12 protein-coding genes are annotated in these 15,157 nt (G+C 66.7%); 2 read left to right on the top strand and 10 right to left on the bottom strand.

Annotation, left to right across the window (positions count from 1 at the left end; all coding sequences use genetic code 11):
* Positions 1 to 3 precede the first annotated feature (3 nt).
* Complete coding sequence (locus tag ACYVG2_RS01370; protein WP_206476807.1) at positions 4 to 1,446, top strand: helix-turn-helix domain-containing protein; 1,443 nt, start codon at positions 4 to 6, stop codon at positions 1,444 to 1,446.
* Between the two features lie 4 nt (positions 1,447 to 1,450).
* Here ACYVG2_RS01370 and ACYVG2_RS01365 read toward each other — a convergent pair whose 3' ends face one another.
* From ACYVG2_RS01365 to ACYVG2_RS01330, 8 genes are all read right to left on the bottom strand, one after another.
* Complete coding sequence (locus tag ACYVG2_RS01365; protein WP_460779343.1) at positions 1,451 to 3,913, bottom strand: family 78 glycoside hydrolase catalytic domain; 2,463 nt, start codon at positions 3,911 to 3,913, stop codon at positions 1,451 to 1,453.
* Positions 3,914 to 3,915: 2 nt separating this feature from the next.
* Positions 3,916 to 5,892: a hypothetical protein gene (locus ACYVG2_RS01360; protein ID WP_460779342.1), complete on the bottom strand. Its 1,977-nt coding sequence runs from the start codon at positions 5,890 to 5,892 to the stop codon at positions 3,916 to 3,918.
* Between the two features lie 52 nt (positions 5,893 to 5,944).
* Complete coding sequence (locus tag ACYVG2_RS01355; RefSeq protein WP_460779341.1) at positions 5,945 to 6,823, bottom strand: carbohydrate ABC transporter permease; 879 nt, start codon at positions 6,821 to 6,823, stop codon at positions 5,945 to 5,947.
* Positions 6,820 to 7,770, bottom strand: a complete 951-nt coding sequence (locus ACYVG2_RS01350; protein WP_460779340.1) for a carbohydrate ABC transporter permease — start codon at positions 7,768 to 7,770, stop codon at positions 6,820 to 6,822. Before ACYVG2_RS01350 ends, ACYVG2_RS01355 begins: the two co-directional genes overlap by 4 nt.
* Positions 7,767 to 9,074, bottom strand: a complete 1,308-nt coding sequence (locus tag ACYVG2_RS01345; protein ID WP_460779339.1) for an ABC transporter substrate-binding protein — start codon at positions 9,072 to 9,074, stop codon at positions 7,767 to 7,769. Before ACYVG2_RS01345 ends, ACYVG2_RS01350 begins: the two co-directional genes overlap by 4 nt.
* 37 nt (positions 9,075 to 9,111) lie before the next feature.
* Positions 9,112 to 10,443 carry an FAD-dependent oxidoreductase gene (locus ACYVG2_RS01340; protein WP_460779338.1) on the bottom strand — a complete coding sequence of 444 codons (1,332 nt, stop codon included), beginning with the start codon at positions 10,441 to 10,443 and terminating at the stop codon, positions 9,112 to 9,114.
* Complete coding sequence (locus ACYVG2_RS01335; protein ID WP_460779337.1) at positions 10,436 to 11,266, bottom strand: IclR family transcriptional regulator; 831 nt, start codon at positions 11,264 to 11,266, stop codon at positions 10,436 to 10,438. Before ACYVG2_RS01335 ends, ACYVG2_RS01340 begins: the two co-directional genes overlap by 8 nt.
* Positions 11,267 to 11,437: 171 nt before the next feature.
* The gene (locus ACYVG2_RS01330) at positions 11,438 to 12,511 is read right to left on the bottom strand and encodes a winged helix DNA-binding domain-containing protein (RefSeq protein WP_460779335.1); all 1,074 of its coding nucleotides are present in this window, start codon (positions 12,509 to 12,511) and stop codon (positions 11,438 to 11,440) included.
* 50 nt (positions 12,512 to 12,561) lie between these two features.
* Here ACYVG2_RS01330 and ACYVG2_RS01325 point away from each other — a divergent pair, with 50 nt between their 5' ends.
* The gene (locus ACYVG2_RS01325) at positions 12,562 to 13,212 is read left to right on the top strand and encodes an HAD-IA family hydrolase (protein WP_460779334.1); all 651 of its coding nucleotides are present in this window, start codon (positions 12,562 to 12,564) and stop codon (positions 13,210 to 13,212) included.
* Here ACYVG2_RS01325 and murQ read toward each other — a convergent pair.
* A complete protein-coding gene (murQ, locus tag ACYVG2_RS01320; RefSeq protein WP_460779333.1) occupies positions 13,199 to 14,161 on the bottom strand; it encodes an N-acetylmuramic acid 6-phosphate etherase in 963 nt (320 codons plus the stop codon). The genes ACYVG2_RS01325 and murQ overlap by 14 nt on opposite strands.
* A complete protein-coding gene (locus ACYVG2_RS01315; RefSeq protein WP_460779332.1) occupies positions 14,151 to 15,065 on the bottom strand; it encodes an N-acetylglucosamine kinase in 915 nt (304 codons plus the stop codon). The genes murQ and ACYVG2_RS01315 overlap by 11 nt, the downstream gene beginning before the upstream one ends.
* Positions 15,066 to 15,157 lie beyond the last annotated feature (92 nt).

Below are 15,157 nucleotides of genomic sequence, written 5' to 3'. Positions count from 1 at the left end.
GGAATGAGCGGCTCCGGCATCCATCTCACGACTCTCGGCCATCGCATCCGACACCATCGCGTGGCGAAGGGCTTCACCCTCGACGAGCTCGGCGCGCAGGTCGGCGTCGCCGGTTCGCAGCTGAGCCTGATCGAGAACGGCAAGCGCGAGCCCAAGCTCTCGCTCCTGCAGGCGATCGCCCAGGCCACCGCGACAGACGTCTCCGATCTCATCTCCGGCGAGCCTCCGAACCGTCGGGCGGCTCTGGAGATCGAGCTGGAGCACGCGCAGGCCAGTCCGGTGTTCCGCCAGCTGGGGGTCGCACCCGTGCGCGTCTCGAAGGGGATGCCCGACGAGACGATCGAGGCGATCCTCGGACTTCATCGCGAACTGCAGCGCCGCGAACGCGAAGCCATCGCGACGCCCGAAGAGGCGCGACGCGCGAACACGGAGCTGAGACTGCGCATGCGGGCGCAGAACAACTACATCGGCGACATCGAGAAGCTCGCAGAGAAGCAGCTGAAGGCCGCCGGTCATGTCAGCGGCGCCCTGACCCACCGCACGGTGAGCATCATGGCCCAGAAGCTCGGCTTCGAGCTCCTCTACGTCAACGATCTGCCCCACTCCACACGCTCGGTGACGGATCTGGAGAACAGCCGCATCTACCTGCCACCGGCCTCGATCCCCGGCGGTCACGGGTTGCGCTCGATGGCGCTTCAGGCGATGGCGCATCGTCTGCTGGGGCACACGCCGCCGACCGATTACGCCGATTTCCTGCAGCAGCGTCTGGAGATCAACTACTTCGCGGCGAGCTGCCTGGTGCCAGAGACGGCGGGCGTCGCGTTCCTGCAGCAGGCCAAGAAGGATCGCAACCTCGCCGTCGAGGATTTCCGTGACGCATTCGGAGTCACGCACGAGGCGGCCGGAATGCGGATGACGAACCTCATGACCGAGCACCTCGGCATGAAACTGCACTTCCTCCGCGTCGACGAGACCGGCGCGATCACACGGGTGTACGAGAACGACGACCTTCCGCTGCCGATGGACGTGACCGGCGCGGTCGAGGGTCAGCCGGTGTGCCGGAAGTTCCAGGCGCGCGCCGCGTTCACGCAGCAGAACCGCACGACGGAGCACCATCAGTACACCGACACCCCCTCCGGCACGTTCTGGTGCGCGACGCAGACCGGGGCCGCCAGCGACGGCGAGTTCTCGGTCACCGTAGGAGTCCCGTTCGATGACGCGCGCTGGTGGCGAGGTCGGGAGACGACAGACCGCGCGGTGTCGACCTGCCCCGATGAGGCGTGCTGCCGCCGCCCCGCCCCCGAGCTCGCGGATCGATGGAGCGCCAAGGCATGGCCGAGCGCCCGCGTGCACACGCATATGTTCTCACCGCTCCCCCGTGGCGCGTTCCCCGGAGTCGACGAGAACGAGGTCTACACGTTCCTCGCCAGGCACGCGGCGGAATGACACGTCACGGGTCGCGACCAGCCCGGGCCCGTACAACCCCATAAGGAGTCCTGATCCCCGCGTCGACCCAGACCATGGGGGCGATCAGGGAGGGATCAGCACGTGCGGATCGGCCCCAGCCCGGTTCCTGCGGGCTCACGCCTGCGATCCCGTGGAACAGCCAATCGTCGAACGTGCCGAGGAAGAAGTGACCACGCGAACGCGACTCGGGCTTCCAGTGCTCCCACAGCGCCGTCGCTCCCTGCGCCACCCAGAATCCCCAGCTGGGGAACGTCGACTGCCGGAGCACTTCCACGGCGACATTCGGGTACCCGTGGTTCTCGAGCACGGGCAACAGGAATTTCGTACCCAGCGCACCTGTGTCCAGATGACCGTCGCGTGCCACGATGTCAGCCGCGAGCGCATCGACCGCACGCTGACGAAGCCGCGGCGGAAGAAGCAGTAGAGCGACCGCGAGCACGTGGTGCGACTGCCGAAGCCCCGACTCGCCATACCCGCGGACCACGGGTGCCGCGATGTCGCCTTCTGCATTCGCCTCGTCCGATACGAACTCGGCACGGAATGCGACCCGCACACGTGCCGCTTCCCGATGCCAGCGAGCGGCGTCCCGCGCGCGTCCGGTCGTCTCCGCCATGGAGGCCATCGCAAGCAGCATCGCGTGGAGGAATGCGGTGGCAGGCACACGTGCGTCCTCGTCGGGATTGCCGCCGCCCGCGTCGGTGTCCGGGCTCACCCAGTCTCCGAGGGTGGTGCGGGCGATGCCCTCAGGGCAGCGTGCGAGTTCGAACGACAGGTAGCCCTCCATGTCGGCCCAGAGGTCTTCGATGACGCGTTCGTCGCCCGTGTACCGATGCAGCCACCACGGCCCGAGTATCAGCGCGGCGTGCCAGGTCGGCGCGGGCGACCAGTCCATCCGCCACCCGCCGAAAGGGGCGATCACGGCGGGCGCCCCGACTCCATGCCGCGAATCAGCGACGTCCTGCAGCCACTTCGCCAGCAACTCGTGCGCGTCGAGATTGAGCATCATGAGTTCGATCCCCAGCATCCCGTCCCCCGTCCAGCCGTTCTTCTCGAATGTCGGAGTATCAGTGGGGATGCCATGCAGATTGTTCAGCACAGTGCGCACGGCGAGCTCGTGCAACCGCTCCACGAGCGGATCGGAGCACCGGAACCATCCCGTTCGGGCGACATCCGTGTGCACGAGATGCGCTGTGACTTCTGGCATGACATCGAGCGCAGGAGCGAGGATCTCGACGTACTGGAACCCCTGATACGAGAAGCGCGGATGCCAGGCCAACGGCTCATCGGAAGTGATGAGACGGTGGGTCTGGAACCGACCATCGTAGTAACCATGCGGGTCGGAGACATCGACGAGGCCCGCTCCGTCGAGCCGCTCCCCCATCCGGATCTCCACAGCCGTGCCGGCCACCGCCTGAACGCGCACCTGTACCCAACCTGCGATCATGCGGGGGAATGCGACGATCCAATGGCCCGCCTCGAGCCTGCGAACCGACGTGGGCTCGAAGCTCTCGGCGATCCCGATATTCGGCTGGCGTTGATGCTCGAGTCGTCCTCGCGGCCCTCGCGCGATCGACGCTCGATCCCACCGGGAGTCGTCGAAGCCTGTCAGGGTATGCCCGCGCTGTTCCTGGCCGGCGTCGTAGTCCTCGCCTGCGTACATGTCGTCACTGCGAGTGGGGCCGTCGTGCGTCCGCCACGTCGCATCGGATCCTACGATCAACTCCGCACCGTCCGCATCCCTGGCGACGAGGAGCAGGCGCACGCAAGGTTCATCGTGCCACGGCGCCACGTGCCAGTCCCACGTGTTCTTTCGGCGCATTCCGTAGAAGCCGCGTCCGAGTTCTACGGCGATCGCATGCCTCCCCTTCCGCATCCGGTCGGTCACATCGGCGACGGTGTACTGGGCGCGGACATCGTAGTCCGTGAACCCCGGGCTGAGGATCGATGGGTCGACGATGTCGCCGTCCAGATGCACCCGGGCGAACCCGCCGGAAGCGACGACCAGGTACGCCTCTGCGATGGGTGTCGAGACGACGAACTCCCGCCTGAGGAGCGGGGCGGGCGGCATGTCGTGTTCGTCTGCGGAACCGCGATCCGGTCCGCCGATCCACTCGGCTCCGTGCCAATCTCCCGCCAGCACGCCGGTGACGAAGATCGCGGAACGTGAGATCGTCCGGCCTGCGACCCAGACGGTCACCGACCAGTGATAGCGACTCAGGCTCGCCAGCGGGATGCCTTCGTACAGCACGTCCACCGTGCGACCGTCGGGCACTTTGCCCGTGTCCCACACCGGTCCGCTCGGGCCGATCACGACGATACGAGTGGCATCGGGTGCGATAGGGGCATCGGAAGGGTCCGTGACCACGAACCCGAATCGTGGGATCACGTCCACCCCGACCGGTGAGTCCGTGTGCTCCACAGTGAGACGATCGAGCCGAGTGTCCATGTTCACGACACGGAATACCTGAACGTCGCGCGGGGTGGGTGGGCGATCCGCAGCATGTTCACCTGCCTGCTCCGATCCGCGAAGTAGTGACGGTCGACTGGTGTGATCGTCGCAGAGAGCCTTTCTCTCCAGTTGATCTCGAGCGTGATCCGCCCCCTGCGCACCTTCAGCCCCTTCGTCTGCGCCATCACCCCCGCCTCCGCCCGTTCCGAACGTCCGCCGATCCAGGTGAGCCGGTCGGTCGTGCGCAACAGCAGCGGAATCTGTTCGCGCGCGTCGGTGGTGACGACCAGGCTCTTGGTGATCGCATCATCCTCGAGCACGGCCGCGCCCGTCACGTTACCAAGAGTGGTGCGCCACGTGAGCCCGAGGTTCCGCACGTCCGAGACCTGTTCCGGATCGAGGGCGCGCCCGTCGACCGGGTCGCCGTCGAAGTACGCGACCGCAAGGCTGGCTCCGGCGTCTGTCGCGCCGTTCGGAAGCACCGTCGCCCAGCATTCGGTGTTGCTGTTGTGAGAGCCGTGCACGAACGTGCCCGCCTCCGGATGCCAGATCAAGGACAGCCCCGAACGCACGAGGCTCGTAGAGGGTGGTCCGAAGTGCGCCATCGTGTAATAGCCGGGCCGGCGTGCGAAGAGGAAGTGCTGACCTTGCGGGTCGCGGCGGAGTTCGGTGAACCGATCCTGCGCGAGCACCGGCATGACCGCGATCGCCGCGGCTTTATCCTCACCGCGGGGATAGGCCTCGCCGAAGGGGATGTTCACCACGATTCGAGGATTCGTCTGACCGCGCTCCTGCGGAAGGACGGGTTCCGTGGACTGCGCCCATTCCTCCCGTTGTGCTGTCCGATCCTCGATGGTCGAATAGAACGGCCTCATCGCTGCTACGTCCGGAGAGAACCGCGAGCCGAGATCACGCTGCTGCGGTTCGGTCGTGGTCGCATCGAGGAACCACATCGGTGTGCGGGCGGAACCAGCGGTGTTCGCGATGAAGCCGGCACCGTCCGGCTCCCAGATCAGGTTGTAGCCCAGCCAGTCGGCCAGGCGCTCGACCATTCCGACGAGTCCTGGGGCGTCGATCTGCTCGAGTATCTCGATCATCTCCGACAGCGTCACGTTCAGGTTGTACGCGATGTCCATTCCGAGAGGCTCGTAGAAGTACCCCGCCGGGCTCTGCCCTTTCGCCACGATCGTGTCGATACGGTCGAGCAGCAGAAGCTGCAGGGCCGGGTCGGGGTCCAATCGCAGAGCGAGCGCTGAACCGGCAAGACCCGCCATCGGCTGGTTCACGAACTCGATGCGCTCGGCCTGCCAGACGCCGGCGTTGGCCGGATCGAGGAACCAGGTCATCGCACGGTGCAATGCCGCCGAGATCTCCGTGCGGGTCTGCGGCAGTGCATCGACGTCACGCAGATCCTCGAGCGTCTTGGACAGGTAGCCGAGCGCAAAAGCCGTGGCGGCGCGGGAACGCTCATTCGGTTCGTACTCGGGCCAGGAACCGTCATCGTGCTGGAGCCGCAGATAGTGATGGATCGCAGCATCCAGCCGTGCAAGGAGCGCGGCGTCGCCCGAGTAAGGATTCCACGGCCGCTCGTGCGCGTAGAACCACGCCATCGTGCGCACATGCTCTTGAATGCGCGCGTTGAAGGGCTCGGCGGGCGTGCGCCACCAACCGCCGCTCATCCATCCGAGAGTCGCTTCGTCATCGTCGACGATCTCATTCACCATGGGGGCGAGCGTCGCCAGATACGGAGCGAGTCTTTGCTCTTCAAGAGTGAATGCTCCTCGATCGGGCGCGCCGGCCGGCAACGCCGCGATCAGCGGCAACGCGTCGGGGCCGGCGCTCGCCTGCGCCGCGAACGCACCTCCGCTTCGCCAATCCGGCGCGAATGTCGCGAGCAGCACGCCCGCTCCGGCGCCCGCCAGAAGTGTTCGCCTCGACGCCTGCGCATCCCGCCAGCGCGTCACAATCCCGGTCATCTTTGACCTCCCTTTCATATGGGTGCACCGACCGCCGGTCGCACCAGTTCGATCAGCCCTTCAGCCCGCTCGCGAATCCCTTGATGATCGACTTCTGCAACAGGAAGTACACGATGAGGATCGGAACGATCGCCATGGCCATGCCCGCGAAGATCACACCCCATTGCGTGGCGAACTCGCCTCGGAAGGCGAAGATCGCCACGGGAAGCGTCTGCTGCGAGCTGCCTCCCACGTACAGCAGCGGCGTGAGGAACTCGTTCCAGATGTTGATCGCTGAGAGGATCACCACGGTCCCCGTGATCGGACGGAGCATCGGGAACACGATGGCCAGGAATGTTCGCACCACCCCGGCGCCGTCCACGTAAGCGGCTTCCTCATACTCCTTCGGCATCGCCCGCAGGAACCCCGCGTAGAGGAACACGGTGAGCGGCAGTTGGCTGCCGATGCTGAAGATGATCACCGAGGTGTACGTCTGCAGCAGATTCGCATCGCGCATGAACTGATACAGCGGCACCATGCCCAGTTGCATGGGGATCATGAGACCGAGCAGGAACAGAACGTATGCGGCATAGCTCAATCGGGTCGCGCGTCGTGCGATCGTGTATGCGGCGAATGACCCGAACACGATGAGAGCGGCGACGCTGATGACGGCGACGACCGTGGAGTTCACGAGCGCTTCATCCAGCGACGCCGATTCCCACGCGGTGGCGTAGTTGTCGAGGTACACCTCGCGGGGAAGGCCCAGTGGATCATCCGCCACTTCGGAGGGCTGCTTCAACGAGATGCTGAGGAAGACGTAGAACGGGAACGCGAAGACGAGACCGATCAGGATCATGCCGATCTCCCCGAGGAGGCGACGCCAGCGACCTGGTCGGGCTCGACGCGCGACTCGGCGATCCGTCACGGTCGATGGGGTGACCGTCGAGCTCATGAGTCCACCTCGAAGCGACGCAGGGCCTTCAACTGGATCATCGCGAAGGCGAACACGATCATGGTCAGCACGAGTGCGATCGCGGCACTGTAGCCGAACCGTCCCGAGACGAAGGCTTCCTTGTACATGATCACGGAGAGCGTCTCCGTGGCGTATCCAGGTCCGCCGCCCGTCATCGCGAACACCTGGTCGAACAGTTTGAGGCTGCCGATGAGCGTGAGCGAGAGCGCGATGGTCGTGGCCGGCATGAGAAGAGGCAAGGTCACCGAGCGGAACCGCTGCCATGCACCGGCACCATCGATCGAGGCTGCCTCGTACAGTTCGGGCGGAATGCCCTGGAGGCCGGCGAGATAGATCACCATCGTGAGGCCGGCGTTCTGCCAGATGATGACGGCGATGACGGATCCGAGCGCGATCGAGGAGTCACCGAGCCAGTTCCGGGTCAGGAAACCGAGACCGATGGACTCCAGCGCCGAGTTGAGCGGGCCGGTGGGCGTGAGGATGTACTGCCAGAGGAATCCGATGATCACTGGTGGCAACAGAGCCGGCGCGAAGAAGAGGGTGCGAAGGGCATTCCTGCTGCGCAGCCGAGTGTTCAACGCCGCGGCGAGCGCGAGGCCGACGACGGTCTGGACGACCGTGCATGCGGCGGCGATCGCGAGTGTGTTGAACAACGCTGCCCGAGAGGATGCGGTCGTGAAGAGCGTGACGAAGTTGTCGAGCCCGACGAAGGCGGGCGCGGCCCGCTGTCCGCTCCAGTCCGTGAACGCGAAGATGCCTCCGGTCACAGTGGGGTACAGCACCACCAGCCCGTAGACGAGGACGGCCGGCACGATGAAGAGATACGGCACCTTCCCTCGGCGTCCACGCGACCGCACGAACATGCGGGGTGCAGGCGGAGACCCCATATCGCCTGCACCCGCCTCCCGCACGAGCGAGGTGGTCATCCCTCGCCCTTCTGGTATTGCTCGTCGAGCAGATCGAGCAATGTGGCCACGTCGATCTCGCCCGCCAGAAGCTGCTGTCCGGATTGGAGCAGCGTCTGCTGCGTGTCACCGTTGGGCCAGAGATAGTTCGCATAGGGAGCGGTGCGCCCCTCGTCCACGAGAGGGAGCACGGGGTCGAGCGGCGAGGATTCGACCTCGGCGCCTTCGCTGATCCCCGGCAGCACGCCGAGGGCGGACGCGTACGATTCGACATTCTCCGGCTGTGCGAGGAACTCGAGCAGTTCCTTCGCCTCGTCGATCCGTGGCGAGGAGGCGTTCACGGCCACGAAGTCGGGCGCGGTCGGGAGCAGCGTGGCGGATGCATCGTCGCTTGCCGGCATCGCGAAGACCCCGAACGCATCCTGTCCTTGATCGGAATAGTCGTAGAGCTGCGGCAGTCCGGCGGAGACCAGCATCGTCATCCCCGCATCGCCTCGCGCGAGCGCCTGCTGAGCCTGATCGGCGGGTACTCCGAGAGCGTCGGGCGTGAAGTACTCAGACAGCAGCAGCAGTTTGTCGAACACCTCCTGCCACGCCGGCTCGTCGGCGAAGCCGGTCTCTCCCGCACGCATCTGGTCGTCGATATCGGAATCCGAACCGTAGACCAGCGTCCCGGCGAGCGCGTACACGAAGAACTGGAGGTAGATCCCTCCGGTCAATCCGGCCGCGATCGGCGTCTTCCCCGCCGCCTGCAGCGCGTCGCAGACGGCGATGAATTCTGTCCAGGTCGTGGGAGGCTCGAGCCCGAGCTCGTCGAAAACCTCGAGGTTGTACGCCATCACGATCGAGTTGCGACCCACGGGGTAGGCGACGAGGGTTCCGTCGGCCTCGGCGAGCACTCGGGTCCCGTCATCGATGCGCTCGGCCCACCCGGCGTCACCTAGATCGGCGAGCTCGCCCTCTGTGCCGAGCACACCCGCCGACACCGGGCTCGAGAACCCCGGTGAGACACGGATCAGATCCGCTGCCGTTCCCGAGGTCAGTTGCACTCGAAGCTGTTGATTGAGCTCTTCGGCCGCGGCGAAGGACGGGTCCACGGCAGTTCCGGTCTCCTCTTCGAACGCGTCGTAGAGTGCCTCCAGCCCAGTGTTCTGCTCCGGACTGGTGTACGTCGTGATGGCGCCTCCATCGCCGCCGTCGCTCTCGCCGGTGTTGACGAATCCGCATCCGCTGAGGGCGACCGCGGCCGCAAGCGCCAGGGCGCCGGCGGCGAGCGGGCGGGCTCGGCGAGTGCCGCGCAGTCGGCCGATGGTCGTTGTGTTCATGGTGTCTCCTTCATTGGGTCCACGCACTGCGTAGTTGTTACCGGGGCTGGGAGGCGCCGTTCGCCTCGACGACGGTGAGCGGCTCGACATCGACGTCTCCGGGGATGATCGCCCCGAAGCGCCGGAGCTGAGTGTGCAGCAGGGCGATCGGCACGTCTTCGATCGACGTGTCGTGACGGACGGAGAGCCCGGCGAGCGCGCCCGCAGCCTGTCCCATAGCCATGCAGGACGCCTGCACCCGGTACGCGGAGTTCGCTTCCTGGTCTCCCGCGACGGCCCGCCCGGCGACGATGAGCGAGCCGGGTGCGCCTTGGGGAAGCATCGCGGATCGCGGAATGGACGGGATGACGCCGTAGTCGAGCCGACGGATGTCGATCCCGTCGCCGTCGGAGCGATGGACGTCGATCGGGTAGAAGCTGTAGGACACCGCGTCCGCCCATACACGGCCCGATCTGTAGTCGTCCACCGTGATGGTCTGGATGCCTTCGATCGTGAAGGTTTCCCGCACGCCCGTCTCTATCGCCCAGGACTCCACGAAGAGATCTTCGAGGCCCGGCTGACGCTTCAGGAAGCGGTAGATCCGCAGCAGCGCCTTGCGGCCCGCCAACTCCGCCTCCGTCCGGTCGACGCTCGTTCCGCCGTGGATTCCCGTGACATGGATCGCGTTCTCGCCACGATGGCCGAGGAACTTGCGCAGCGGACGCTCCGCGGACTGGAAATCAGCCGCATGAAGTTCGCCCTCCTCGATCCCGCGCTCGTATGCGCCATCGAGTGCATCGAGATCGATTCCCTCCAGAGAGGATGCGTCGTAGCCACCGAGACGTACCATGATGGTTCCGGGCTGTTTCTCCGCCGTGCTGAGGCGCTTCAGGCCCGCATGCGCGACGACATCGGCATCGCCCGTGCTGTCCACTAGACGCAGCGCGCGCACCTCATGCAGGCCCTCTTTGCTACACAGCACGACCCGCCAATCCGACCCCGTCCACTCGACGGCCGCGATCATCGTGTGCAGCAGCAGATCGACACCGGCGTCGATGACCGCCTGATCCGCAAGTGCGGCGTAGATCGCGGCATTCACGCGAACCTGGAGTCGGAAGTGCGGCAGATCCCATCTGGTGAAATCGGGCAGTTCTCCACCACCGACCTCTACGGCCTGCCGAACGAGATCCCAACCGAAACCGCTGATGATCTGGTGCCCCCATGCGTGGAACAGACCTGGTAGCGAGACACCGGCCACCGTCGTCGTCCCGCCGAGGGCGCCGTTCTTCTCCACGAGGCCAGTACGCAGACCGAGACGCGCGGATTGGATCGACGCCGAGATTCCCGCCGGACCTCCACCGACGACGAGGACGTCGAGGGTGTCACGCATCCGCGCTCTCGCCTGTCTCCGCCTCGAGCGGGGCACCGAGCATGCGCGACAGCTCCGCTGCGGCTTCGACGGTGGACTCGCGCAGACGAGCTTCATACTCACCGCTCTGACGCGCTGTCGGATAGCCGACGCACATCGCCGCGACCGTCCGGCCGTTGTGATCGCGCACAGGCGCCGCGATGCCGCATACGCCGGCGACCTCTTCCTCGTGGTTGGTCGCGAAACCGGCGCCGAGCACGGTCGCGAGTTCCTGATCGATCTCCGCACGGTCGGCCTCTGCTGATGCGCTGTCGAGGATGCGGTCGCGCTCGTCCCCCGGCATTCCGGCCAGAAGGACCTTGCCTGCCGCGGTGTGCAGCAACGGGTGAATGGGAGAGGCGGATGCACGCATGGCGCTCGGGTTGATGTTCAGCAGTTGCGGGCTGACCAGCACTGCGATGTCGACTCGACGTCCGTGTTGGAGCGTGGCCAGGTGCACCGTCTCGTTGCTGTGCTCCCAAAGGCCTCGAAGAATCGGAGCCGCGACGGCTCCGAGATCGTGCTGCAGCGTGTACGTACGGTTCAGCTCGAAGAAGCGGGGCCCGAGGACATAACGCCTCGTGGAGTCGATCTGCGCCACAAGACCATGCACCATGAGCGCAGTCAGCAGGGTGCGCCCGGTCGAGGCATGCACCCCTGCCGTCGCGGTGACGCTGGACAGCGGCGCTCCGGCAGGTCCTGCCGCAGCGATCGCCTCGAGAAGCGCCACGGTCCGGTCGATCGACTGGATCGGGCTCTTCGCGACGTTCGTTTCTGCGGACTCGTCGCGGATGGCATCCATCATCTGTGTCTCACGCCTTTGTTCGAGAATATAGAACTGCCTTGCATAATGTAGTGCGAAGCTATCAAGAGTCGCCGCACGATGCAACCCCCGGGGCGGAGATGTCCACGACGTCACGGCGCGCAGGAACGACGCAGAACGGCGAGCTCGAGGCGAAAGACGCCGGGCGCGGGGTCAGCCCGCGATGAAGGCCGCGTAGCGGTCGAGCGCAGCGGCGACGCCGGCATCGCCGGCTGCACCGACTGCCAGCAGCTCGGGCACGGGGTCATCGGTGTGCCGTCCGACAGCGGTGGAGTGCCGCCAGGTGCCGACGACGATGCCGTCTGCGACGAGGATCGGGCGCACCATCCCGTTCTTCCCCGGTCCGATCGCCGTCAGCAGCTCTGGTGGGCACGCGACCGTGCGATCGGTGTACGAGATGTAGTATTCCTCGAACGATCCGAGCGCGATCACGGTGGGGGCTGCCGTGTTTCGCCGTGGCATCGAACTCGCGGCGAACATTCCGTCGTCGATCTGGCGGATGCGCTCGTCATCGGCGGATGCGGCGGCCGCCGAGCGTGCGGCGCCGAGCGTGATACCGGCCCACCACGCGAAGTCCTCGGCGGTGGCGGGGCCATGACCGAGGATGTATCGCACGAACATCTCCGCAGCGGGATCGCTCGGAACTGCGGATTCGGGGATGTGCTCCTCGGCGAGCACGAACTGCTGGTCGCGCGACACACCTCCTGCACGTGCGACGATCGGCCCCTGGCACACGATGCCGCGCAGGGCGAGGTTCTGCACCGCGAACAGACCACGCTGCCCGCCCGGCTCGATCCCGGCCTTCTGCAGCACCTCGAACAGTTCGACGCGGGTGAGACCGTTGCCGCCGCCCAGCGCACCGCGGACGATCCGCTCGACAGTCGCGAGTTCGTCGTCACCCAGGCCGAGTTCCCGGTAGCGCGGCGCCGCCTTCTGCAACTGCCGCTCCCCCGTCACCGTCAGCATCCAGGCGAGATCCTCAGCCGCGACGATGTGCAGGGTGCCGCGCTGCGTCCACGCGCGCACGAGGGCGCCGCGATTGAAGAGCCGATCGACACCGCTCAGCGTGGGGGCGCCTGACGCCCGCGCAGCCAACGCCCATCGCCCGGCCCAGAAATCCTGCGCCTGCACCGCGAGCATGTGACGCGCGGCGTCGGTCACGGAGCGGGCGGGAGCTGTGAGCCGGTGCGAGCGCATGCGGAGCGAGCGCAGCAGGTGCGGATCCATGACCCCATACTGCCGCGTGCCTCGGACGTCCGCCGGGATAGCCTGAATGCATGACGACGACCATCACCGCACGCGCTGTCCTGCTCGACATGGACGGCACACTCGTCGACTCCACGGCCGTCGTCGAGCGCCTGTGGCTTGAGTGGGCAGAACCGCACGGGCTCGACCGCGACACGGTGCTGAAAACGGTGCACGGGCGTCAGGGCTGGCAGAGCATGGCGATCCTCCTCCCTGAGCGCGATCACGCGATCAACCGCGAGGAGAACCAGCGGATGCTGGCGCGGGAGAGCGCCGAGACCGACGGCGTCATCGCGATCCCCGGCGCCGCCGAACTGCTCCGGTCATTGCAGGACATGCCGCACGCGATCGTCACCTCGGCCGACGTCGCCCTCATGACGGCACGGATGGGCGCCGCTCGGCTTCCGCTCACCGAACTCGCGATCACGGCCGAGCACGTCTCGCAGAGCAAGCCCGATCCGGAGGGGTTCCTGCTCGCGGCATCCTCACTGGGCGTCGATCCCGTCGACTGCGTGGTCTTCGAGGACTCCGGCGCGGGCATCCAGGCCGGAATCGACGCCGGCATGACCGTGATCGGCGTCGGTCCGCATGCGCCATCATTCGCGCCTGCGCATCACGTCGACGACCTCACTCAGGTCGCGATCGACCCCGCGCGGGACGGATTCGAGATCAGGATCGGCTGAGCGCCGCGATCGCCTCACGCAGGATGCCGTCGGCCTCTGCCAGAGCGAGCGCCGCACGCGGCGCATCCGCGCCTGTCGCGAGGATCAGCAGGGCCAGCTTCACCGAGCCTTCCGCTGCGCGCAGGGCCGCAGAGGCCTCGTCGACGCCGACGCCGGCGAGCTGCGTCACGGTACGCACCGAGCGCGCATGCAGCTTCTCGTTGGTGGCGAGCAGATCGACCATGACGCCACGATAGGTCTTGCCGAGCTTGATCATCGACAGCGTGGTGAGCATGTTCACGACGAGCTTCTGCGCAGTTCCGGCCTTGAGCCGCGTGGAACCCGAGATGAATTCAGGACCGGTGACGACCTCGATCGCGATCTCAGCGGCGGTACCTATCGCGGAGTCGGCGTTGGATGCGATCGCCGCTGTCAGCGCACCGACACTGCGCGCGTAGTCGAGGCCACCGATGACGTACGGCGTGCGACCGGATGCAGAGATCCCGACGACCGTGTCTCGTTCACTCAGCTCGAGCGCGCGCAGCGACGCCTCCGCAGCATCCGCATCGTCCTCCGCGTTCTCGACCGCGGAGCGGATCGCGGTCTCGCCACCTGCGATGAGGCCGACGACCATCGACGGGGCCGTGCCGAATGTCGGCGGGCACTCGCTGGCGTCGAGCACTCCCACTCGGCCTGCCGTTCCTGCGCCGATGTAGATGAGACGTCCGCCGCGACGGAACCGCTCCGTGATGCCGTCCACCGCACGCGCGATCTCGTTCGCACGCTCTGCCACCGCAACCGGCACACGCTGATCCTCGGCGTTCATCCGACGCACGAGCTCTGCCGTGTCGAGCAGATCGAGGTCGCCGCGCTCGGTCGTCGACGCCTCGGTGCCGAGGGCGGCCAGCTCCTCGAGCAGATCTGCGAGTCGGGTCGCGTCGGAGTCATTCGCAGAGGTGTCATTCGGCACGATGCACGAACCTTTCGTGGGGCATGTCGGTGCGGTGCACGAGGTGCGCCGCGCCGTCGAAGGCGTCGCCGGCGGGGTGCACGATCGTGCGGCCGGCTGCGGTGAGGGAGCGCTCGAGTTCGGCGCGGAACCAGGAGTGATCGGTGAGTCCGCCATGGATGGCGACGTCATCGGCGCGATCGGATGCGGCGAGCGCGGTCGATGTGAGCAGGCGCACGGCTTCGGCGGCGATGCCCGAAGCGACGACGTCGCCTGCCGCGGCTGCGTCGAGCACGAGCGGAGCGATCGTCGCCAGCTGCCTGGCGGTCGCGATGCCCGCGGCCAGCCAGGTGACGGGATCCGGATGCGGCGCCACATGCGCGCGCACGGCATCGGTGAGCATCGTCTCGGCGCCGAGTCCGTCTCTGGCGCGCAGCACTGCACGCGCGCCTTCCCGCCCGATCCACGATCCGCTGCCGAAGTCACCGAGATCGGGGCCCCAGCCGTCGACCAGGCGCAGACCTTCGGCATCCGCACCGAGCGCGACGGCACCGGTGCCGGCGATGAGCAGAGTGCCGGGGGCACCGCCCAGCGCCCCGACGTGCGCCGTCACGACATCCGAGGCGACGGCGACGGGCGCACCGAGCGCGTCGGCGAGCAGACGTGCGAGAGCGGCTGCGGCATCCGGCGCCGTCCACGCTCCTGCCGCGCCCACGCCGAGGCCGTCCATGAGCCCAGCCTTTTCGAATCCGGCCTTCTCGAGCAGCTTCAGGATCGCTGCGGCGGCATGGTCGACGCCGTCGACCGCGGCGAGGCCGGGGGTGCCATCGCCCGTGTGCGTGTCACGACCATCGGGCGTGATCACGGCGACGCGGCACCGCGACTTGCCCAGATCGACGGCGGCAGTGATGTGCTCGATCGGCATCTCTGGACTCTCGTGTCGTCGGCTGCGGTTGTCGAAAACAGTCTACAGTCGAATGCGACGGACTGAAAATTATTTACCTCTCCCGAGGAGCG

The sequence above is a fragment of the Microbacterium shaanxiense genome (assembly GCF_054779995.1).
This window is presented reverse-complemented; position numbering and strand designations above follow the sequence as displayed.

Coding starts and splice junctions, on each gene's coding strand:
- ACYVG2_RS01370 (WP_206476807.1), top strand. CDS start 4: ATGAGCGGCTCCGGCATCCATCTCACGACTCTCGGCCATCGCATCCGA.
- ACYVG2_RS01365 (WP_460779343.1), bottom strand. CDS start 3,913: ATGGACACTCGGCTCGATCGTCTCACTGTGGAGCACACGGACTCACCG.
- ACYVG2_RS01360 (WP_460779342.1), bottom strand. CDS start 5,892: ATGACCGGGATTGTGACGCGCTGGCGGGATGCGCAGGCGTCGAGGCGA.
- ACYVG2_RS01355 (WP_460779341.1), bottom strand. CDS start 6,823: ATGAGCTCGACGGTCACCCCATCGACCGTGACGGATCGCCGAGTCGCG.
- ACYVG2_RS01350 (WP_460779340.1), bottom strand. CDS start 7,770: ATGACCACCTCGCTCGTGCGGGAGGCGGGTGCAGGCGATATGGGGTCT.
- ACYVG2_RS01345 (WP_460779339.1), bottom strand. CDS start 9,074: ATGAACACAACGACCATCGGCCGACTGCGCGGCACTCGCCGAGCCCGC.
- ACYVG2_RS01340 (WP_460779338.1), bottom strand. CDS start 10,443: ATGCGTGACACCCTCGACGTCCTCGTCGTCGGTGGAGGTCCGGCGGGA.
- ACYVG2_RS01335 (WP_460779337.1), bottom strand. CDS start 11,266: ATGATGGATGCCATCCGCGACGAGTCCGCAGAAACGAACGTCGCGAAG.
- ACYVG2_RS01330 (WP_460779335.1), bottom strand. CDS start 12,511: ATGGATCCGCACCTGCTGCGCTCGCTCCGCATGCGCTCGCACCGGCTC.
- ACYVG2_RS01325 (WP_460779334.1), top strand. CDS start 12,562: ATGACGACGACCATCACCGCACGCGCTGTCCTGCTCGACATGGACGGC.
- ACYVG2_RS01315 (WP_460779332.1), bottom strand. CDS start 15,065: ATGCCGATCGAGCACATCACTGCCGCCGTCGATCTGGGCAAGTCGCGG.